At 72.3% G+C, this 19139-nt stretch carries 20 protein-coding genes; 11 read left to right on the top strand and 9 right to left on the bottom strand.

The window, feature by feature from the left end; all coding sequences use genetic code 11:
* Positions 1-137 precede the first annotated feature (137 nt).
* The 3 genes from J2W21_RS14480 to J2W21_RS14490 form a co-directional block, all read right to left on the bottom strand.
* Positions 138-452 carry a hypothetical protein gene (locus J2W21_RS14480; RefSeq protein WP_307115215.1) on the bottom strand — a complete coding sequence of 105 codons (315 nt, stop codon included), beginning with the start codon at positions 450-452 and terminating at the stop codon, positions 138-140.
* 4 nt (positions 453-456) lie between these two features.
* Positions 457-681, bottom strand: a complete 225-nt coding sequence (locus tag J2W21_RS14485; protein ID WP_307115216.1) for a DUF3107 domain-containing protein — start codon at positions 679-681, stop codon at positions 457-459.
* A 76-nt stretch (positions 682-757) separates the two neighbouring features.
* The gene (locus J2W21_RS14490; RefSeq protein WP_307115337.1) at positions 758-1339 is read right to left on the bottom strand and encodes a TetR/AcrR family transcriptional regulator; all 582 of its coding nucleotides are present in this window, start codon (positions 1337-1339) and stop codon (positions 758-760) included.
* A 196-nt stretch (positions 1340-1535) separates the two neighbouring features.
* Between J2W21_RS14490 and moeB the strand changes: the two genes are divergently transcribed.
* Positions 1536-2720 (top strand): molybdopterin-synthase adenylyltransferase MoeB, encoded by a 1185-nt coding sequence (moeB, locus tag J2W21_RS14495; RefSeq protein WP_307115217.1) that lies wholly within the window; start codon positions 1536-1538, stop codon positions 2718-2720.
* A gap of 37 nt (positions 2721-2757) precedes the next feature.
* Here the strand turns inward: moeB and J2W21_RS14500 are convergent, their stop codons facing one another.
* Entirely contained in the window at positions 2758-4104 is a 1347-nt protein-coding gene (locus tag J2W21_RS14500; RefSeq protein WP_307115218.1) for a glutamyl-tRNA reductase, read from the bottom strand.
* 108 nt (positions 4105-4212) lie between these two features.
* Here J2W21_RS14500 and hemE point away from each other — a divergent pair, with 108 nt between their 5' ends.
* The 9 genes from hemE to hemL all read left to right on the top strand — a co-directional run bounded on the left by hemE (position 4213) and on the right by hemL (position 14246).
* Positions 4213-5274, top strand: a complete 1062-nt coding sequence (gene hemE, locus J2W21_RS14505) for a uroporphyrinogen decarboxylase (protein WP_307115219.1) — start codon at positions 4213-4215, stop codon at positions 5272-5274.
* A complete protein-coding gene (hemG, locus tag J2W21_RS14510) occupies positions 5274-6773 on the top strand; it encodes a protoporphyrinogen oxidase (RefSeq protein WP_307115220.1) in 1500 nt (499 codons plus the stop codon). The genes hemE and hemG overlap by 1 nt, the downstream gene beginning before the upstream one ends.
* 88 nt (positions 6774-6861) lie before the next feature.
* Positions 6862-7578, top strand: coding sequence for a hydrogen peroxide-dependent heme synthase (gene hemQ / locus J2W21_RS14515; protein ID WP_307115221.1), 717 nt, complete (start codon positions 6862-6864; stop codon positions 7576-7578).
* Positions 7579-7607: 29 nt separating this feature from the next.
* Positions 7608-8879 (top strand): ferrochelatase, encoded by a 1272-nt coding sequence (locus tag J2W21_RS14520; RefSeq protein ID WP_307115338.1) that lies wholly within the window; start codon positions 7608-7610, stop codon positions 8877-8879.
* 2 nt (positions 8880-8881) lie between these two features.
* Positions 8882-9868, top strand: coding sequence for a hydroxymethylbilane synthase (hemC, locus tag J2W21_RS14525; RefSeq protein ID WP_307115222.1), 987 nt, complete (start codon positions 8882-8884; stop codon positions 9866-9868).
* The gene (locus tag J2W21_RS14530) at positions 9868-10773 is read left to right on the top strand and encodes a uroporphyrinogen-III synthase (protein WP_307115223.1); all 906 of its coding nucleotides are present in this window, start codon (positions 9868-9870) and stop codon (positions 10771-10773) included. Before hemC ends, J2W21_RS14530 begins: the two co-directional genes overlap by 1 nt.
* 18 nt (positions 10774-10791) lie before the next feature.
* Positions 10792-11772: a porphobilinogen synthase gene (gene hemB, locus J2W21_RS14535; RefSeq protein WP_307115224.1), complete on the top strand. Its 981-nt coding sequence runs from the start codon at positions 10792-10794 to the stop codon at positions 11770-11772.
* A gap of 39 nt (positions 11773-11811) precedes the next feature.
* Positions 11812-12861 carry an LLM class flavin-dependent oxidoreductase gene (locus tag J2W21_RS14540; protein WP_307115225.1) on the top strand — a complete coding sequence of 350 codons (1050 nt, stop codon included), beginning with the start codon at positions 11812-11814 and terminating at the stop codon, positions 12859-12861.
* 71 nt (positions 12862-12932) lie between these two features.
* The gene (gene hemL / locus J2W21_RS14545; RefSeq protein WP_307115226.1) at positions 12933-14246 is read left to right on the top strand and encodes a glutamate-1-semialdehyde 2,1-aminomutase; all 1314 of its coding nucleotides are present in this window, start codon (positions 12933-12935) and stop codon (positions 14244-14246) included.
* A gap of 22 nt (positions 14247-14268) precedes the next feature.
* Here hemL and J2W21_RS14550 read toward each other — a convergent pair whose 3' ends face one another.
* Entirely contained in the window at positions 14269-14949 is a 681-nt protein-coding gene (locus tag J2W21_RS14550) for a LysE family translocator (protein ID WP_307115227.1), read from the bottom strand.
* Between the two features lie 81 nt (positions 14950-15030).
* On the opposite strand from J2W21_RS14550, the gene J2W21_RS14555 reads away from it, so the two are divergent.
* Positions 15031-15486 (top strand): Lrp/AsnC family transcriptional regulator, encoded by a 456-nt coding sequence (locus tag J2W21_RS14555; RefSeq protein WP_307003995.1) that lies wholly within the window; start codon positions 15031-15033, stop codon positions 15484-15486.
* 99 nt (positions 15487-15585) lie between these two features.
* On the opposite strand, the gene J2W21_RS14560 is transcribed toward J2W21_RS14555, so the two are convergent.
* The 4 genes from J2W21_RS14560 to J2W21_RS14575 all read right to left on the bottom strand — a co-directional run bounded on the left by J2W21_RS14560 (position 15586) and on the right by J2W21_RS14575 (position 19064).
* Complete coding sequence (locus tag J2W21_RS14560; protein WP_307115228.1) at positions 15586-16323, bottom strand: amino acid ABC transporter ATP-binding protein; 738 nt, start codon at positions 16321-16323, stop codon at positions 15586-15588.
* Positions 16320-17096, bottom strand: coding sequence for an amino acid ABC transporter permease (locus J2W21_RS14565; protein WP_307115229.1), 777 nt, complete (start codon positions 17094-17096; stop codon positions 16320-16322). The genes J2W21_RS14560 and J2W21_RS14565 overlap by 4 nt, the downstream gene beginning before the upstream one ends.
* A gap of 28 nt (positions 17097-17124) precedes the next feature.
* Positions 17125-18078, bottom strand: coding sequence for a substrate-binding periplasmic protein (locus J2W21_RS14570; protein WP_307115230.1), 954 nt, complete (start codon positions 18076-18078; stop codon positions 17125-17127).
* A 278-nt stretch (positions 18079-18356) separates the two neighbouring features.
* Positions 18357-19064 (bottom strand): 3'-5' exonuclease, encoded by a 708-nt coding sequence (locus J2W21_RS14575; protein WP_307115231.1) that lies wholly within the window; start codon positions 19062-19064, stop codon positions 18357-18359.
* Positions 19065-19139 lie beyond the last annotated feature (75 nt).

Raw genomic sequence — 19139 nt, forward strand, 5'->3', positions numbered from 1 at the left:
TACTATCCCCCCCACACCCCGCCCCCCCCGGGGGGGCGGCGCGCGCGCCTGGGCCCCCCCCCCCGGGGGGGGGGGCGGGGGGGGGCGGGGGGGGGCCCCCCCCCCCCCCCCGCCGCCCCCCCCTCCCCAGGGCCGGCTCAGCCGCGCCGGAGGATCTCCGTGAGTGCCACGACGTCGCGCCTCGTGCGGCGCCGGCCCACGAGGAGCGGCACGCAGACCGCGGCGGCGATCCCCACCGCCATCGGAAGCACCCACGGCATCCAGGTCAGGCCCGCGATGTAGCCCGTGCCCGCGAAGACGAGGACGATCCACACCAGGCACGCCGACGCCACGGCGGCACCCACCGGGAACATGATCCCGTAGGCGTCATGGTGGTGGTCGGCGGCCCAGGCGATGAAGCCCGCGGCAGCCACCACGAGGATCACGATGACGAGCGACCAGACCGTCTCCACGGTGTCAGAGGGCGCCGAAGCCCACGCGGCGCGGCTCCTGCGCGCCCAGTTCCACATAGCCGATCACGGCGGACGGCACGATCACCTGGCGGCCCTTCTCATCCTCGAGGCGCAGCTGCTTGCCGTCGGCGAGCGCCTCGGCGACGAGCTTCGCGACCTCGTCCGCGTCCTTATTCGACTCGAGGATGATCTCGCGGCCGATGTTCTGGATGCCGATCTTGATTTCCACGTGACTCCTTGTGTCGGTGAAGGCTGGAACGGAACCGAGCCTGCGCGCGGCGCTGCGACGGTTCCCTATGAGTACCTTAGGCCTCTTTGGGGAAGCGCGAGATCCCCTTCCACGCGAGCCGCGACACGAGGTCCGCGGCCACGTCGATGTCGAGGGAGGACGACTTCTCGAGCCAGTACCTCGCGCTCACCTGGGCCAGGCCCGCGAGGCCGCGGCCGAGGAGCTGGGCCTCGAGCAGGGGAAGCTTGGTGTCCGAGGCAATGACCTCGGCGATCGCCTCCGAGAATCCCCGGTTGAACGTCTCCAGGCGCGCTGCAACGTCCGGGTCGTTGACGAGGTCCGACTGGAAGACGAGGCGGTGCGCCTGGTCGTCCGCGGCGATGAAGTCGAAGTAGGCCCGGATCACTGCGTTGACGCGCTCGCGGTTGTCCGTGGTGGAATCCAGCGCGCCCCGCATGAGCTCGGTGAGCGTGCCGAGGTGGCTGTCCAGGAGCGCAATGTACAGGTCGCGCTTCGACGGGAAGTGCTGGTACAGGACGGGCTTGCTGACCTGGGCGGTCTCTGCGATCTCGTCCATGGCGGCGCCGTGGTAGCCGTTGGCCGCGAAGACCTCGAGGGCGGCTGCCAAGAGCTGGGCACGCCGCTCGTCGCGTGGCATTCGGGGCGAGCGCGGGGTCGTGGCTCGCGGTTCGGTACTCACTGAAGCTGCCTTTCCGGGGGTCCGGGCCTGTGGAGCGTGGCCCAAACGGTAGTCCCACTCTACCCGGCGGTCATGACCCCACGCCGAATCGGCGAGCGTTCCACCGCTCGGGCACCGCTGGGTGCACGCCCACGGTCGGGCCTAGATTGGAGGCATGGCCACCTCGCAGTCACCGATACTTCCGCCGCTCGTCGAGCCGGCCGCGGAGCTCACCCCCGAGGAAGTGCAGCGCTACTCGCGCCACGTCATCATCCCGGAAATCGGCGACGTCGGGCAGCGCAGGCTCAAGAATGCCAAGGTCCTCGTGATGGGGGCCGGGGGACTGGGCTCGCCCGCCCTCCTCTACCTCGCGGCCGCGGGGGTCGGGACCCTCGGGATTGTCGACGACGACACCGTCGAGCTGTCCAACCTGCAGCGCCAGGTCATCCACGGCGTTTCCGGCGTGGGCCGCCCGAAGGCCGAATCGGCGCGGGACGCGATCCTCGAGCTCAACCCGCACGTGGACGTGCGCCTCCACGAGGTCCACCTCGACTCGTCCAACGCCCTCGAGGTGTTCGCCGACTACGACCTCATCCTCGACGGCACCGACAACTTCGCAACACGCTACCTCGTGAACGATGCCGCCGCGATCCTCGGCAAGCCCTACGTGTGGGGCTCGATCTTCCGCTTCGACGGGCAGGTGAGCGTGTTCTGGGCCGAGCACGGGCCCACCTACCGCGATGTCTTCCCCGAGCCGCCGCCGGCCGGCTCCGTGCCCTCCTGCGGCGAGGGCGGCGTGTTCGGCATGCTGTGCGCCGCGATCGGCGCCTCGATGGTCACCGAAGCGGTCAAGCTCATCACCGGCGTCGGCACGACGCTCCTCGGCCGTGTCCAGCTCTACGACGCGCTCACGGCGACGTGGCGGGAGATCCGCGTCGCGAAGGACCCCGACGCCGCCCCGGTCACCGAGCTGGTGGACTACGAGGCGTTCTGCGGGGTCGCGCCCGCCGCCGATCCCGGAACCGAGCGCACCGTGACCGCCGGGCAGCTCGCCACCATGCTGGCCGCGCGCGAGGCCGGGCTGAGGGACTTCGAGCTCATCGACGTCCGCGAGCCGGGCGAGGCGTCCATCGTCTCCATCCCCGGCGCCAGGCTCATCCCGCAGGGGCGCCTTCTCTCCGGCGAGGCCTGGGGCGAGCTTCCGCGGGACCGCGAGGTCGTCTTCCACTGCAAGGGCGGGGTGCGGTCTGCGAGCGTGCTCGCGGCCGCCGTGGACGCGGGCTTCTCCAAGGTCCGACACCTCGATGGGGGAGTGCTCGCCTGGGTCCGGGAGATCGAGCCCGAGAAGCCGGTCTACTGAGGGTGGGCGCCGGTCGAGGGGGACCGCCAGGCCGGGCTCAGACGGCGCGGGAGTGGTCCACCGGGCAGTCTGCGTCGGCGGTCGCGCCGGCCTCGGTCCGGCCGGCGCCGTTGGCAGGGGCGACCATGCCGGGGATCGCCACGCTGATGCCGTAGAGCGCCTCGAGCGCCGCGAGGTACTCGCTCTCGCGGCCCTCCGCCGCGAGCTGCTTGGCCCGGACGGTCGGGGTGTGGAGGAGCTGCTTGACCATGCGGCGCATGGCGAACTCCACTTCCTCGGCGGCGGCCGTGCAGCCGTGGCGGGCGCGGACCTTCTCGATCTCGGCATCGAGCACCGCCATCGTGTGGCGCCGGAGGGCCACGATCGCGGCGTCGGCCTGGCGGGCCTGGCGTTCGGCCTCGAAGTCGGAGGCCGCGGCGGAGACGATGGCGCTGGCCTGGGCCAGGGACTCGGCCTGCTCTTCGGGCGCCGCGAGTCGCACGGATTCGAGCGTGATCAGCTCCACACCCTCGAGCGTGCCCACGCCCGGGTCGAAGTCGTGGGTGAGGGCGAGGTCGATCACGATGAGCTGCTGCGGCGAGTCGTCGCGGATCGCTGCGAGCTCGACGGCCTCCATGGGGTTGTCCGAGCCGCTGCAGCCGATGAGCACATCCGCCTCCGCGATGGCCTGCGGCAGCCCGCTCACGCTCACGGCGACGCCGCCGCGGGCGGCCGCGAACTCGCGGGCGCGGCCCGACGAGGAGTAGACGGAGACCTGGGCGACGCCGCGTTCCTTCAGCAGGGCCATCGTGGCCCCGGCATAGGCGCCGGTGCCGAAGAGCACTGCCTTCTTGCCGTCCCAGGCGCGCTCCTCGGCCAGGTCCTCGGCCAGATCGAGCGCGACGGAGACGATGGACAGGCCGCGGCTGCCGAGCGCCGTCTGCGTTCCGACCTCCTTGGCCGTCTTGGACGCGTTCTGGAACAGGCGCACGAGTGCGGGGCTTGCCGTCCCCTGCTCCTGGGCGGAGATGAGGGCGCGGCGGACCTGTCCGGCAATCTCGCGCTCGCCGACTACCGCGGAATCGAGCCCAGAGCTGACGGAGAAGAGGTGGCGGGTCACATCACGGCCCTGGGCCAGGGCGAACGCCCGGGACACGCGGTCCTCGGCGATGCCGCTGCGGGCGCTGATCTCCGAGATGATCGCCGAGCGCGCGGCCTCGACGTTCTCGTGGCTCGCCGCCTCGGCGTAGATCTCGTAGCGGTTGCAGGTTGCGAGCACCACGGCGCCCTCAAGGGCGGGGGAGGAGGTCGCGCCTGCGGCCACGGACGTAGCGCCGGTGCTCAATTGGGCAACGGTCTCAAGGTCGGTGTCGGCGTGAGTCGCCGTGAGGGAGAAAACAACCACAGCCCTGCCATCATAGCTTTTCGCTCGGGTGTAGAAAACGTAGCCTGCAGCACACTCCTGTGACACCGTGTCGCCAAGGGGCTTGGAGGCGTTTGAGACAATCGGCGCATGACACTCAGCCCAGACCACCCGCTCAAGGACGGACGGACGGCGCAGTCGCCGCTCATCACGGCATACCGCGGGGGCCGGCCGAGCCGGAAGCCCGTCTGGTTCATGCGCCAGGCCGGCCGCTCACTGCCCGAGTACCGCAAGGCCCGCGAGGGCGTGGGCATGCTCGAGGCCTGCCTGCGGCCCGAGCTCGCCGCAGAGATCACCCTCCAGCCGGTGCGCCGGCACGACGTCGACGCAGGGATCTTCTTCTCGGACATCGTCATCCCCCTCAAGCTCGCGGGCGTCGACGTGGACATCGTGCCCGGGGTGGGGCCCGTCCTCGCGAACCCCGTCCGCACCGAAGCGGACGTCGCTGCGCTCCCGCGCCTCACCGACGCGGCGCTCGAGCCGATCCGCGAGGCCGTCCGCCTCACAGTGGACGAGCTCGGCACCACGCCGCTGATCGGCTTCGCCGGCGCCCCCTTCACCGTTGCGGCGTACATGGTCGAGGGGCGCCCGTCGCGCGACCACCTCGGCCCCCGCACCATGATGCACGGCGATCCGGGCACGTGGGCCGCGCTCATGGCGTGGACCGCAGACGCCTCCGGTCGTTTCCTCCGCGCCCAGATCGAGGCGGGCGCCTCGGCGGGGCAGCTGTTCGACTCCTGGGCCGGCTCGCTCGGGCTCGAGGACTACCGCCGCTTCGTCGCTCCCTACTCGTCCCAGGCCCTCGACCACGTGCGCGACCTCGGCGCGCCGCTCGTGCACTTCGGCACCGGGACATCCGAGCTGCTGGGCGCGATGTACGAGGTGGGCGTCGACGTCGTCGGCGTCGACTACCGCCTGCCGCTGCACGAGGCCAACCGCCGCCTCGGCGGCCGCGTGGTGCTGCAGGGCAACATCGACCCCGCCCTGCTGGCGGCGCCGTGGAACACCCTCGAGGCGCATGTGCGCGAGGTCGTGAAGGGCGGCGCGTCCGCCCCCGGCCACGTGGTCAACCTCGGCCACGGCGTGCCCCCGGAGACGGACCCGGAGGTCCTGACGCGCGTGGTCGAGCTCGTCCACTCGATCACCTACTGATGCCCGGCAGCGTGGCGCCCCGCGTCCTCGTGGCCGGCGGCGGCATCTCCGGGCTCGTCGCGGCCCTCGAGCTCCGGCGCGCGGGCCTCGAGGTGACCGTGCTCGAGGCGAGCGGCCGCTGGGGCGGCTGCATCGGGGAGCATGAGGTCGCGGGCCTGACGCTGGACAGCGGGGCCGAGTCCTTCGCGACTCGCACCGACGCGGTCCGCACCCTCGTCCGGGAGCTGGGGCTCGGCGAGGACATCGTTGCGCCGCACCCGGCCGGGGCCTGGGTCCTGCTGCCCGACGGGCCCCGCGAACTGCCCAAGACCGGCGTCCTTGGCATCCCTGCCAACCCCTGGGACCCCGAGGTCCGCAGGGCCCTGGGCGTGCGCGGCTCCGTGCGCGCCTCGCTGGACCGGTGGCTGCCCGTGCGCGAGCTGAGCCGGCAGGCGAGCGTGGCCGACCTCGTGCGCGCCCGGATGGGCCGGCGCGTCCTCGAGCGCCTCGTCGCGCCCGTTGTCGGGGGCGTCCACTCCGCGGATCCGGCGATGCTCGACGCCGACATGGTCGCCCCGGGCCTTCGCCGCCTCATGGCCGAGAAGGGTTCCCTGGCCGCCGCGGTCGCCGTCCAGCGCGGCGCGTCCCGCGGGCAGAAGGCCGGCTCCGCCGTGGCAGGCATCAGCGGCGGCCTCCACCGGATCGTTCAGGCGCTCGTGCACAGGCTCGAGGCAGACGGCGTCCGCCTCGTGCTGGGCCAGCGCGTGGACCGGCTGGACCGCTCTGCGGGCGACGACGGGGCGCCGCTGTGGCGCGTGGGCGCGGTGGCCCCGGCCGGCGACGGCCCAGAGGACGTGCCGGCACGCCCCGAGGAGCTCTACGAGGCCGAGGCCGTCGTGGTGGCGCTCGGTGGCCCGGCCGCCGTCGAACTCCTCTCCGACGCCGTCCCGGCGCTCGCAGGCCAGGAGCCGGTGCCCGGGCCGGAGGTCAAGCTCGTCACGCTCGTCCTCGACTGCCCGGCGCTCGACGCGCGCCCGCGCGGCACCGGCGTGCTCGTGGCGCCCCAGGTGCCGGGCATCGGTGCCAAGGCCCTGACGCACGCGACGGCCAAGTGGGACTGGCTCGCGGCCCGGGCCGGGGAGGGGACGCACGTGGTCCGGCTCTCCTACGGCCGCGCAGGGGACCCGCCGGCCGGGATCGCCGGGGCGGGGGCCGAGCCCGAGACCGACGACGAACTGTTCGCCGCGGCCGTCCAGGACGCGTCGGCGCTGCTCGGAGTGGGGATCTCCCCGGACGACGTCCTCGGCTGGGACGTGGTGCGCTGGGAGGGCGCGCTCCCGTTCGCCACGGTGGGCCACCGGGACCGGGTGGCCGCCATCCGCGGCCTCGTCGCAGCGCAGCCCGGCCTCGCCGTCGTGGGCGGATGGGCCTCCGGCAACGGCCTCGCCGCCGTGGTCCCCGACGCACGCGCCCAGGCCGTGGCGCTGGCCGCCGCCCTCGGGGGCGCCGAACCGGCGTGAGGCACCCCGAGTGTGACTTTCACCACTTCTACACCCTGTAGAACATTTGAATTCGATTTGGCCCGCCCGAAGGAGCACACTGGTCACCATGAGCCACACATCCGTCGAATCTGTCACCAAAGCCGCGGGCGAGGGTGACGCTGCAGAGCAGCAGTTCTTCACCCTCTGGACCGTGTTCCGCCGCGTCCCGGGCGCTGCCGCCCCCGCCGGAAGCGCCGTGACCGAGTTCGAGTCGCTCGTGGCGCGCCTCGCGTCCGCCGGCGTGACCGTCCGCGGCACCTACGACGTCTCCGCGATGCGCGCCGACGCCGACATCATGGTGTGGCTCCACGGGCCGCAGCCCGAGGCTCTCCAGCAGGGGGTCCGGGACATCCGCCGCAGCGAGCTCTTCGACGGCACCGAGATCGCATGGTCCGCGATGGGCGTGCACCGCGAGGCCGAGTTCGCCAAGGGCCACACCCCCGCGTTCTCCCGCGGCGTCGAGCCGAGCACATGGCTGACCGTGTACCCGTTCGTCCGCTCCTATGAGTGGTACCTGCTTCCCGCGGAGGAGCGCGCCCGCATGCTGCGCGACCACGGCATGCTCGGCCGTGACTTCCCGCAGGTCCTGTCCAACACCGTCTCCGCCTTCGCGCTCGGAGACTGGGAGTGGCTCCTCGCGCTCGAGGCCCCCGAGCTGGTGGACCTCGTCGACATGATGCGCCACCTGCGCTACACCGACGCCCGCAACCACGTCCGCGAGGAGGTCCCGTTCTACACGGGCCGCCGCATCTCCGCGGCCGAGATCGCCGAGGTGCTCGCGTGAGCACGGATCCCACCGGAACGGTGCAGATCATGGTCGACGGCGCCGCCGCGCCTCTCGCTGCCAGCACCGCGGTCAACCCGGTCACGGAGGCCGGGCGTGCCGCGCCGACCGAGTACGACGCCATCCTGCTGGCCTCGTTCGGCGGCCCCGAGGGCCAGGACGACGTCATCCCGTTCCTGCGGAACGTCACCCGCGGCCGGGGCATCCCCGACGAGCGCCTCGAGGAGGTCAGCCACCATTACCGCGCGTTCGGCGGCATCAGCCCGATCAACGCCCAGAACCGCGAGCTCAAGGCGGCGCTCGAGGCCGAGCTCGCCGCCCAGGGCATCGACGTGCCGGTGTACTGGGGCAACCGCAACTGGGACCCCTACATCCCGCAGACGCTCCAGGCGATCTACGACGCCGGGCACCGCAAGGTCCTCATGCTCACCACGAGCGTCTACTCGTGCTACTCGAGCTGCCGGCAGTACCGCGAGGACATCGGCGTGGCGCTGACGGAGACCGGACTCGCGGGCCGCCTCCGGGTGGACAAGATCCGCCAGTACTTCGACCACCCCGGTTTCGTGGCCCCGTTCGTCGAGGGCGCCGCGGCGGGGCTCAAGCAGGTGCGCGAGGCCCTCGGAGCCGCCGACGGCTCGCGCGATGCCGAGATCCGCGTCCTGTTCTCCACGCACTCCATCCCGACCCGCGACGCGGAGGCCGCCGGCCGGTCCGAAGGCGAGCCGCGCACGTTCGAGGGCGGCTCGGCGTACGTGGCACAGCACCTCGCCAATGCCCGCGCGGTCATGGCCGCAGTCGGCGCGCCCGAGGTGAAGTGGGACCTCGTGTACCAGTCCCGCTCCGGCGCGCCGCACATCCCGTGGCTCGAGCCGGACATCAACGACCACATCAACGCCATCGCCGGCGGCGAGGGCGGCGGCGCCGGCGTCAGGGGCATCGTGATCGTCCCGCTCGGGTTCGTGAGCGACCACATGGAGGTCGCGTGGGACCTCGACACCGAGGCCCTCGAGACCTGCACCGAGCTCGGCATCGAGGCCGTCCGCGTTCCGACGCCGGGCGTGCACCGCGACTTCGTGGCGGGGCTCGTGGAGCTCCTCCGCGAGCGGATGGCCCGGGGCACCGTGGCAGACCGCCCGCACGTGAGCGACCTCGGCCCCTGGTACGACGTGTGCCGGCCCGGCTGCTGCGCGAACTTCCGCGCGGACAAGCCGGTCATCGCCGAGGAGGGCGTGCAGCTGGGCACGGCCCACGACCCGCGGCCGGAATCGGCAGCTGTCCAGCCGGACGGCGGCGAGGGCTGAGCATGTCAGTCCGCATCGGAACCCGCGGGAGCGCGCTGGCCCTGACCCAGTCGCAGCAGACCGCGGACCTGCTCGCCGCGGTGGGCGGCTTCGAGACCGAGCTCGTGCGCATCCGCACCGAGGGGGACGTCAAGACCGGCTCGCTCGCCTCCCTCGGCGGCACCGGCGTGTTCGTGGCGGCCCTGCGCGAGGCGCTCCTGGCCGACCGCTGCGACGTCGCGATCCACTCGCTCAAGGACCTCCCGACCACGGGCGAGCCCGGGCTCTCCGTGGCGGCGATCCCCGTCCGCGCCGATGCGCGCGACGTCCTGTGCGCGCGCGACGGCCTCACCCTCGACAGGCTTCCCGCCGGGGCCAAGGTGGGCACCGGGTCCCCGCGGCGTGCCGCCCAGCTGCGCGCGCTGCGCCCGGACCTCGAGGTCCTCGACATCCGCGGCAACGTCGACACCCGGCTCGGCCGCGTCCCGGGCCTGGCCGGGAACGCTCCCGAAGCGCCGGGTGACCTCGACGCCGTCGTCCTCGCCGCGGCCGGCCTCGCCCGCCTCGGCCGCACCGAGGTGGTGGCGGAGTACTTCGAGCCCGAGACGATGCTGCCCGCGCCCGGACAGGGCGCCCTCGCGGTGGAGTGCCGGCTCGAGGACGCGCCCGAGCGTCCCGCACACGGCGGCGCCGCCACCGCGGAGGGAGTGCTCGCCCACGCCCTCGCCGCGATCGACGACGCCGACACCCGCCTCGCGGTGACCGCCGAGCGTGCGCTCCTGGCCCGCCTCGAGGCCGGATGCGCCGCACCCGTCGGCGCGTTCGCGCGGCGCAAGGGCAGCATGCTGCACCTCGACGCGATCGTCTGCGCGGTGGACGGCACGAAGTCCCTGCGGCTCGCCCGAGCCACGGACGGCCTCACCGAGGTCGGCGCGACGCTGCTCGGCGTGGAGCTCGCGGAACAGCTGCTCGAGCAGGGCGCGGCGGAGTTTGCGGACCTGGGCGCCTGATGGTGCCAGGGGGAGCGGGCGCGCCGGCGCTCGCGGGGCGTCGGGTGCTGCTGACCCGCAGCCCCGACCGGGCCGGGGCGATGGCGCGGGCGCTCGCCCGGGCCGGCGCCGAGCCGCTCCTGCTCCCCGTCATCGACTTCGAGCGCGCCGAGGACCCTGCAGCCCTCGCCTCGGCCCTCGACCGGCTCGCGGCCGGAGACTACGCCTGGCTCGTTGTCTCGAGCATCACCACGGTGCGGGCGCTCAAGGAGGCCGCAGCCGCACGTGGCACCACGCTCGCCGAGCTCGTCCCCGAGGGCGTGCAGGTCGCGACGATCGGGCCCAGCTCGCGCCGGGTCCTCGAGGCCGAGGGGCTCCGGGTGGACCTCGCGCCCACCGGCAGGCAGTCCGCCGAGGGGCTCGTGGAGCTGTGGTCCTGGCTCGACGACGGCGCGGCCGGGGCCGATGGCGCGGGCATCGCCCGGGTCCTCATCCCGCAGAGCAACCTCGCCGCGCCCACGCTCGCCGAGGGCCTCGTGGCCAAGGGCTGGGCGGTGGAGACCGTCACCGCCTACCGGACCGTGGACTACCCTGCCGACCCCGACCGGCGCCTCACCGCGGCGCTGGCGGCCGCGGCGGTCGAGGGCGGCCAGGACGCCCAGGAGGCGCCCGGCGTCGTCCTCACCCCCCACGAAGCCAACGGCGAGCTCGCCGCGGGCCGGATCGACGCCGTCGTCGCCGCCTCGCCGAGCGCCGCCAGGAGGATCCACGAGACGCTGCGCCCGCTCGATGCGGTCCAGCTCATCGCGATCGGCGAGCCGACCGCCGCAGAACTCCGCGCCCTCGGCCTCGCCGTCGGCGCGACCGCCGCGACGCCGACCCCGGAGGGGATCACGGAGGCCGTGGCGCGCTCGCTGTACCGCTGACCCCACGAAGGAGACACCATGGGCTTCCCGACCCACCGCCCGCGCCGACTGCGCCAGACCCCGGCGCTGCGCCGCCTCGTCGCGGAGACGCGCCTGCACCCCGCCGAGCTCATCCTCCCGGCGTTCGTCCGCGAGGGCCTGTCCGAGCCGTCCCCGATCCAGGCCATGCCCGGCGTCGTCCAGCACACCATGGATTCCCTCCGCCGCGCCGCCGCCGAGGCCGCCGAGCTCGGCCTCGGCGGCATCATGCTCTTCGGTGTGCCCGAGGAGCGCGACGCCGAGGGGTCCGCGTCCCTCGACCCCGAGGGCGTGCTCAACGCCGGGATCCGCGCCGTCCGCGAGGAGGTGGGAGACTCGCTCGTGGTGATGAGCGACGTCTGCCTCGACGAGTTCACCGACCACGGCCACTGCGGCGTCCTCGACGCCGAAGGCCGCGTGGACAACGACGCGACGCTCGAGATCTACGGCCGCATGGCCGTGGCCCAGGCAGAGGCCGGCGCGCACGTGCTCGGCCCCTCCGGCATGATGGACGGCCAGGTCGGCGTGATCCGCCAGGCGCTCGACGCCGCGGGCCGGCAGGACGTGGCGATCCTCGCCTACGCCGCCAAGTACGCCTCCCCGTTCTACGGGCCCTTCCGCGAGGCCGTGGACTCCCAGCTCAAGGGCGACCGCCGCACCTACCAGATGGACGCCGCGAACCGCCGCGAGGCACTCGTCGAGGTCGAGCTGGACCTCGAGGAGGGCGCGGACATGCTCATGGTCAAGCCGGCGATGAGCTACCTCGACATCCTCGCCGACGTCGCCGCCATGAGCCCGGTGCCCGTCGCCGCCTACCAGATCTCGGGGGAGTACTCGATGATCGAGGCGGCCGCCGCGAACGGCTGGATCGACCGGCGCGCCTCGATCCTCGAGTCCGTCCTCGGCATCCGCCGCGCCGGGGCGAACATGGTGCTCACCTACTGGGCCCCCGAGATCGCCGGCTGGCTCAAGGAGTCCTAGGCCGGGAATGGACAGGGGCCCGCAGCGGTTTGAATGCATATGCATGGAACCAGTGAGAAGCCTCCCGTCCTCCTCGGCCTGAACACCTTCGGCGACGTCGGCCTCGGGCCCGACGGTGCCCCTAAGCCCGAGGCCCAGGTGATCCGGGAGGTCGTCGAGGAGGGCGTGCTCGCCGACCAGGTCGGACTGCACTCCTTCGACGTCGGCGAGCACCACCGCAGGGACTTCGCCGTCTCCGCGCCCGAGGTGGTCCTCTCCGCGATCGCGGCGAAGACCGAGCGGGTGCGCCTCGGCTCCGCGGTCACCGTGCTCTCCTCCGACGACCCGGTCCGCGTCTTCCAGCGTTTCGCGACGCTCGACGCCGTCTCCTCCGGCCGCGCCGAGGTCATCCTCGGGCGCGGCTCCTTCATCGAGTCCTTCCCCCTCTTCGGGTTCGACCTCGAGGACTACGAGACGCTGTTCGAAGAGAAGCTCGAGCTCTTCGACCGCGTCCGCTCGCAGAAGCCCGTCCACTGGGAGGGCCGGCACCGCGGCCCCATCAGTGGGCTCACGGCGTACCCGCACCTCGAGCAGGGCCTCCTGCCCGTGTGGGTCGGCGTGGGCGGGACCCCGCAGTCCGTGGTGCGCGCCGCTCACTACGGCTACCCCGTGAGCTTTGCGATCATCGGCGGCGAGCCGGCCCGGTTCGCGCCCTACGTGGAGCTCTACAAGCGCTCCCTCGAGAAGTTCGGCAAGCCGTACACCATGCTCGCCACGCACTCGCCGGGCCACATCGCGGACACCGACGAGCAGGCCCGCGAGGAGCTCTTCCCGCACTGGCTCGCGATGCGCAACCGGCTCGGCGAGGAGCGCGGCTGGGGCCCCGGCAGCCGCACCGAGTTCAACGCCCAGGCCTCCCGGCCCGGCGCCCTCTACGTCGGCTCGCCCGAGACCGTGGCACGCAAGATCGCCGACACCCACCGCGCCCTCGGCACCGAGCGGTTCGACCTCAAGTACTCCAACGGCACCCTGCCGCACGGCGCCATGATGAAGAGCATTGAGCTCTACGGCACGAAGGTCGCCCCGCTCGTGGCCGACATGCTGGCCTAGGTGCCGCACACCACCGCGGCGAGCGGCCGGCGTCGGGCGGGCCGGGGAGCCGCGGATGGAAGAATAGGGGCATGACCACCTCCGAGGACCTCTTCGCCCGTGCCCGCTCGCTCATGCCGGGAGGGGTGAACTCGCCCGTGCGCGCGTTCGGCTCCGTGGGCGGCACGCCCCGGTTCCTCGTCTCCGCCAAGGGTGCGTACGTGCACGACGCCGAGGGCCGCGACTATGTGGACCTCGTGTGCTCGTGGGGCCCTGCTCTCCTCGGCCACGCCGTGCCCGAGGTCCTCGAGGCGGTGCACGCCGCCGTCGACCGCGGGCTGTCCTTCGGCGCCTCGACGCCGGACGAGGCCGCGCTGGCCGAGCTCGTGATCGGGCGCGTCCCGGCGGTCGAGCGCCTGCGCATGGTCTCCACCGGCACCGAGGCGACGATGACGGCGATCCGCCTCGCCCGGGGCTTCACCCACCGCGACCTCATCGTGAAGTTCGCCGGCTGCTACCACGGCCACGTCGACTCCCTGCTGGCTGCGGCAGGTTCGGGACTGGCGACGCTCGCCCTGCCCGGCTCCGCCGGCGTCACCGCCGCGACCGCGGCCGAGACGCTCGTCCTGCCGTACAACGACCTCGCCGCCGTCGAGGCCGCGTTCGCCGAGCACGGGCCCCGGATCGCCGCCGTCATCACCGAGTCGGCGCCCGCCAACATGGGCGTCGTGACGCCGGGGGAGGGCTTCAACGAGGGCCTGCGCCGCATCACCGCCGAGCACGGCGCCCTGCTCATCGTGGACGAGGTGCTCACGGGCTTCCGCGTCGGGCCTGCAGGCTACTGGGGCCTCACCGGGCAGCGCGAGGGCTGGGCGCCGGACCTCTTCACCTTCGGGAAGGTGATCGGCGGCGGCATGCCCGTCGCAGCCCTCGGCGGCCGCGCGGAGATCATGGAGTACCTCGCCCCGCTCGGGCCGGTCTACCAGGCCGGTACCCTGTCCGGGAACCCCGTGGCGATGGCCGCGGGCGTCGCCACCCTCTCCCTGGCCACCGACGCCGTCTACGCCCACGTCGACGCCTGCTCGGCCGAGCTGTCCGCGGCCGTCTCCTCGGCGCTGTCCGCCGAGGGCGTGGACCACTCGATCCAGCGGGCCGGCAGCCTGTTCTCGGTCGCGTTCGGGACGTCCGAGCGGGGCGTGCACAACTACACCGACGCGCAGACGCAGGAGGCCTTCCGCTACGGGCCGTTCTTCCACTCCATGCTGGACTCCGGGGTGTACCTGCCGCCGAGCGTCTTCGAGGCGTGGTTCCTCTCCGCCGCCCACGACGACGCCGCGATGAACCGCATCTACGATGCCCTCCCGGCCGCGGCCAGAGCGGCGGCGTCCGCGCTCCCCGGCGCGTAGGGGGTCAGCGGCCGCCCGGCCGCTAGGCGAGCGCGGGGCCCAGGAGCGCCGCGGCCTGCTCCGCCAGCAGGATGCCGCCGATGCCCAGCATGAGCACCCCGCTGACGAGCGTCACTGCCTGGGCGCGGCGCGGCTTGGCGGCGAGGAGCCGCCGTGCCGCCACGGCGACGAGGCTGTAGACCACCACGGTGAACGCGAGGTGGGTCAGCCCCATCGCCGTGGTCTGCGCGACCACCGGCAGGGCCGAATCCGTCCGGACGAACTGCGGCATGATCGCCGCGAACAGCAGCAGCGCCTTGGGGTTGATCCCGCTGGTCCCCAGTCCCTTGAGGAAGTCGAGCGCGGGCCGCCCCGGCTGCACGGCCTCCTCGAGCCGCTCCCCGGATGGCAGGACGGTCCCGGCCGCCGCGGTGAAGCCGGCGCGGCGCCACCCGCGCGCAGTCGCCGCCCCGAGCCAGAGCAGGTACACGGCGCCCGCCGCGGAAAGCCACGCCACGAGGTCGGGCCGCGCGGCGAGCAGCACGCCGAGGCCGGTCGCGACGAGGGCCGTGTGCACGACGTAGCCCGCGCAGAGCCCTGCCACCGAGGGCACCGCCGACCGTGCCCGCAGGCCGGCCGCGATCGTGTAGGCCCAGTCGGCGCCGGGCGTGAGGGCCAACGTGAGGGAGATGCCGGCGAAGCCGAGGAGCGGGCTCATGTCCATGCCGCAAGACTACGGAGATCGCCGCGCGAAGTGCTCACCGCTTTGTCGCCTCGGAGGCGCGGTCCGGGATAGATTCTGATGGTGATCGACGCACTCGACAGAAGTATTTTGCGCACCCTCCAGCGCGATGGTCGCATGACGGCCACCGCGCTCGCCGCCGAGGTCGGCCTGACCGTCGCCCCGTGCCACCGGCGGCTGAAGGACCTCGAGCAGTCGGGCGTCATCCGCGGCTACCGCGCGGAGGTGGACCCGGCCAAGGTCGGGCTCGGATTCGGCGCCATGGTGTTCGTGACGCTGCGCGAGACCTCGAGGGAGGCGATCCGGGCCTTCGAGGACGCCGTCGTCGCCGAGCCGCAGATCATCGAGGGCTACCGCCTCTTCGGCGATCCCGACTTCCTGCTCCGCTGCGTCGCCGAGGACCTCCCCGCCTACCAGCGCCTCTACGACGAGCACCTCGCCGCCCTGCCCGGGGTCGCGAAGCTCACCTCCACCATCGTGATGCGCGACCTCAAGGGCGCCGGGGGACTGCCGCTCTAGGGCTGCCGCCACTGGCTCCTGCTGCCGCCACGGACGACGGCGGGGTCCCCACCCGAGTGGGGACCCCGCCGTCGTGCGTGGTGCTGGAGAGGCCTGCCGTCAGAGCACGTCGCTGAGGAAGCGCTTGAGCCGGTCGGTCTGGGGATCGTCGAAGATCCGCTCCGGTGCGCCGGCTTCGACGGCCACGCCGCCGTCCATGAACATCACCGTGTCCGAGACGTTGCGCGAGAAGCCCATCTCGTGGGTCACGACGACCATGGTCATGCCGCCCTTCGCGAGGTCGGCCATGAGGGCGAGGATGCCCTTGACGAGCTCGGGATCGAGCGCCGAGGTCGCCTCGTCGAAGAACATGACCTCCGGCTTCATCGCGAGCGCGCGGGCGATCGCGACGCGCTGCTGCTGGCCGCCCGAGAGGGTGGCGGGCCGGACGTCGGCCTTGTGCTTGAGGCCGACGAGGTCGAGCTGCGTCAGGGCCTCCTCGCGCGCCTGGTCCTTGGGCAGCCCGCGCAGCTTCCGCAGGGCGAAGGCGACGTTCTCGCCGACGCTCTTGTGGGGGAAGAGGTTGAACTGCTGGAAGACCATGCCGATGCGGCGGCGCAGCTCGTCCGGGTTGTCCTTCAGGACGGACCTGCCGTCCAGCAGGATGTCCCCGGCGTCCGGCTCGATGAGCCGGTTCATGACCCGCAGGAGCGTCGACTTGCCCGACCCCGAGGGGCCGATCACGGATGCGGTCGTGCCTGCCGGAACCTCGAGGTCGATGCCCCGGAGCACCTTGTTGCTGCCGAAGGCGAGGTGGATGCCCTTCGCCTCGAGCGATCCTGAGGAGAACTGGCTCATGCCTGGGCTCCCTTCCCGACGACGGCGGCGGCCTCGTCCGGTTCGGCGCGCTCGGCGCGGCTCTTTGCCCGGCCAGTGCGCAGGCGCGCGTCGATCCAGTTCACGAGGTGCGTGAGCGGGATGGTCATGGCCAGGTAGAAGATCCCGGCGGCGACGTACCCCGAGAGGTTGCCCGTCCGGGCAGCCTCGTCCTGGCCGATCTGGAACAGCTCGCGCTCGGAGGAGAGCAGCCCGAGCGTGAACACGAGCGAGGAGTCCTTGATGAGCGCGATGAACTGGTTCACGAGGGCCGGCAGGACGCGGCGCACGCCCTGCGGGACGACGATGAGGCGCATCGACGGCCCGTAGGCGAAGCCCAGCGCCCGGGCCGCCTCGAGCTGGCCCTTCTCGACGCTCTGGATGCCGGAGCGGAAGATCTCGCCGATGTAGGCCGCCGAGATGAGCGACAGCGCCGCGACGCCCATGGGGTACGGGCTCGTGATGCCGGTGAGTTCCCGGACGATAGGACCGAACCCGAGGCCGATCGCGAGGATGGTGAGGATCGCCGGGAGTCCACGGAACACGTCCGTGTACACCCGGGCGATCCACCGCGCCACAGGATTGCGGGCGATGCCCATCAGGGCAAGCAGCATCCCGAGAACGGTGCCGATGATCCCCGAGGAGAGGGCGAGCACGAGCGTGTTCGGGAGGCCCACCGTGAAGAGGGCGGGCAGGACCTCGCCGATGACCTTCCAGTTGAAGAAGGTGTCGCCGAGATTGGCCAGGTAATCCATGTGGCTCCTGTCTGCGCGCTAGCTCGCGTTACTTGGCCGCGCCGACCTGGACGGCCTTGCTGCCCGGCTTCCAGCCTTCGGGCGTCTGGTCCTTGAGGGTCTTGCGGTCCGGGTACCACTGGGCGGTGAGCTTGGACCACGTGCCGTCCGCGACCACGGCGTCGAGGGCCGAGTTGAGCGCGTCCGTGAGAGGCTTGTTGTCCTTCGCCACGGCGTACGCGGTGAAGTTCTGGGTGTTGACCTTCTTCTGGGCGATCGTGGTGCCGTCTCCGGGCTTGACCTGGCCCTCCGCCTGCTGCGACGGGGCGACCCACGTGTCGACCTGCCCGCTCTTCACGCTCGCGTAGACCGTGTTGTAGTCCGGGAAGCGGACCGGATCGAGCTTGAGCGTGTTGGTGACGAAGTCGTCCTGGACCGTGCCCTGGACGACGCCGATGCGCACGCCCTGCTTGAGGTCGTCGAAGGACTTCACCTTCGCGCCGTTCTTCGTCACGATCGCCATGTAGCCGAAGTCGTACCCGTTCGTGAAGCCGACGGTCCCGCGGCGGGAGTCGGTGGTCGAGATCGAGGACGAGCCCATGTCGAACTGCTTCGTCTTGACCTGCGCCAGGAGGCTCTGGAACTTCGTGGAGACGAACTCGACCTTCAGGCCCAGCTTCGCCGCCATCGCCTTGAGGAGCTCGTTGTCGTAGCCGGTGAAGTTGCCGCTGTTGTCGATGTAGATGTTCGGCGGGGCATCGGAGAGCGTGCCCACCTTGATCGTCCCAGGCGTGATGAGCCCGAGCTTGGTCTTGTCGATCTTGTCCAGCGGCGTCACCGAGGCCGTCGTGTACTTGTCCGTGGACTGCTGGTCGCTGCCCTTGAGGGCGTCCGTCGGCGTACCGGAGGCGGAGCTTCCGCCGCCGCCGCACGCGGCGAGCGAGAGGGCGAGGACGGCCGCGACGGGGGCGGCGGCAAGCCACTTGGGTGCCTTGAGCTTCATGGAGCCTTCGCTTTCTGATGTGAACGCAGGACGCGCAGCATCCACGTGCGGTCGGCACGTCGAGGGCGTCTGGGCTGCATTCCATTATGAACTAAGGGCTCCGGGGCCTCCGCTCCAGAACACATTCCGAAATATTCGCCCGCCGATCGAAGAATGTTCGGCGTGGCGTGGTAGCGGAGCCTGCGAGTGCCACGCGGCAGGCCTTGGTGTGAATTACGGACGGCGGGGCCGGGCCCTCCGCATCAACAGCGCACCTGTGACTTCCCTCTCAGGGAAAGCTAGAAGCCGGCCTGCCCGGCATCGTGGGGGGCGAGCACGGGCCAGTCGCCCTCGACCACAGCGGTGGGCTTCGTCCGGCGCAGGTACGCCTGGAAGTCGGCAGCCTGCGCTGCGGACCAGTCCACCTGGCTGCGGTGGAGGTGCGTCGCGGGGCGGTCGAGCTCCGGGAAGCGGCCCGCCATGGCATCGAGCAGCTGGGCCGCGGCGAGGGCGTCCGCGGCCGAGCTGTGCGCGTCGGTGAGGATGACCCCGTACTGCTCGCACAGCGCCCCGAGGGTCCGCTTGCCCTTGCGGTACCTCTCCACCTGCTTGTTGATGACGTAGGGGTCCAGGACCGGGAACCGGGTGAGCTGCGGGAGGCCGTGGCGCGCGCACTCGGCGGCCATGACGGTGAAGTCGTAGGCGGCATTGAAGGCGACGACGGGAACGCCACGGTCGAAGAGCGCCTGCAGCGTCGCAGCTACCTCGGCCACGACCTCCCGGGCGGGGCGACCCTCCGCGCGGGCCCTCTCCGTCGTGACCCCATGCACCTCGGCGGCCTCCTCGGGGATCTCGACGCCGGGGTCCGCGAGCCACTCGTGCTCGGACTCGATGCTCCCGTCCGGCCCGAGCACCACGATGCTGGCGGTGACGATGCGGGCAGCCCGGGAGTTGCGCCCGGTCGTCTCGAGATCGAACGCTGCCCTGGTCTGCGTGCTCCACGTCATGCGCACCACGCTAGGCGGCAGGTCCGACACTTCTCGCGCAGGCACGCCGGGCGCCTCCAGCGGGGGAGCGGGAAG

The organism is Sinomonas atrocyanea, assembly GCF_030811715.1.
GTDB classification, from domain to species: domain Bacteria; phylum Actinomycetota; class Actinomycetes; order Actinomycetales; family Micrococcaceae; genus Sinomonas; species Sinomonas atrocyanea_A.

Coding starts and splice junctions, on each gene's coding strand:
- J2W21_RS14490 (WP_307115337.1), bottom strand. CDS start 1,339: ATGCCACGCGACGAGCGGCGTGCCCAGCTCTTGGCAGCCGCCCTCGAG.
- moeB (WP_307115217.1), top strand. CDS start 1,536: ATGGCCACCTCGCAGTCACCGATACTTCCGCCGCTCGTCGAGCCGGCC.
- hemE (WP_307115219.1), top strand. CDS start 4,213: ATGACACTCAGCCCAGACCACCCGCTCAAGGACGGACGGACGGCGCAG.
- hemG (WP_307115220.1), top strand. CDS start 5,274: ATGCCCGGCAGCGTGGCGCCCCGCGTCCTCGTGGCCGGCGGCGGCATC.
- hemQ (WP_307115221.1), top strand. CDS start 6,862: ATGAGCCACACATCCGTCGAATCTGTCACCAAAGCCGCGGGCGAGGGT.
- J2W21_RS14520 (WP_307115338.1), top strand. CDS start 7,608: ATGGTCGACGGCGCCGCCGCGCCTCTCGCTGCCAGCACCGCGGTCAAC.
- hemC (WP_307115222.1), top strand. CDS start 8,882: ATGTCAGTCCGCATCGGAACCCGCGGGAGCGCGCTGGCCCTGACCCAG.
- J2W21_RS14530 (WP_307115223.1), top strand. CDS start 9,868: ATGGTGCCAGGGGGAGCGGGCGCGCCGGCGCTCGCGGGGCGTCGGGTG.
- hemB (WP_307115224.1), top strand. CDS start 10,792: ATGGGCTTCCCGACCCACCGCCCGCGCCGACTGCGCCAGACCCCGGCG.
- J2W21_RS14540 (WP_307115225.1), top strand. CDS start 11,812: ATGCATGGAACCAGTGAGAAGCCTCCCGTCCTCCTCGGCCTGAACACC.
- hemL (WP_307115226.1), top strand. CDS start 12,933: ATGACCACCTCCGAGGACCTCTTCGCCCGTGCCCGCTCGCTCATGCCG.
- J2W21_RS14550 (WP_307115227.1), bottom strand. CDS start 14,949: ATGGACATGAGCCCGCTCCTCGGCTTCGCCGGCATCTCCCTCACGTTG.
- J2W21_RS14560 (WP_307115228.1), bottom strand. CDS start 16,323: ATGAGCCAGTTCTCCTCAGGATCGCTCGAGGCGAAGGGCATCCACCTC.
- J2W21_RS14565 (WP_307115229.1), bottom strand. CDS start 17,096: ATGGATTACCTGGCCAATCTCGGCGACACCTTCTTCAACTGGAAGGTC.
- J2W21_RS14570 (WP_307115230.1), bottom strand. CDS start 18,078: ATGAAGCTCAAGGCACCCAAGTGGCTTGCCGCCGCCCCCGTCGCGGCC.
- J2W21_RS14575 (WP_307115231.1), bottom strand. CDS start 19,064: ATGACGTGGAGCACGCAGACCAGGGCAGCGTTCGATCTCGAGACGACC.